The sequence below is a fragment of the Streptomyces tateyamensis genome, assembly GCF_003205575.1.
GTDB classification, from domain to species: Bacteria; Actinomycetota; Actinomycetes; order Streptomycetales; family Streptomycetaceae; genus Kitasatospora; species Kitasatospora tateyamensis.
On the sequence record NZ_PYBW01000284.1, the window covers coordinates 1 to 288 of the forward strand.

Genomic DNA, 288 nt, shown 5'->3' on the forward strand with positions numbered 1-288 from the left:
ATCAACTGCGGAACGCAGGGTCATGCCCTCCATGGCGGCGACCAGGTGTTCGTCGCGCCAGCCGGGGGTGAATTCGGCGACGATCCGGCCGTGGAACATGGCGATGACGCGGTCGCAGGCGCGCAGGTCGTCGAGTTCGTCGGAGACGATGAGTGCGGTGCGTCCGCGGTCGGCGACCTGGCGGATGGTGGCGAGCAGGGATTCTTTGGATTTGACGTCGACTCCGTTGGTGGGGCGGATGGCGACCAGGACGTGCGGTTCGGTGGCCAGGGCGCGGGCGATGACGAC

The 288-nt window shown here is 67.7% G+C and carries 1 protein-coding gene; it reads right to left on the reverse strand.

Going from position 1 to position 288, the window contains the following annotated elements:
* A partial coding sequence (locus C7C46_RS33360) for a P-loop NTPase family protein (protein WP_484421965.1) occupies positions 1-288 on the reverse strand: 288 nt, incomplete at both ends.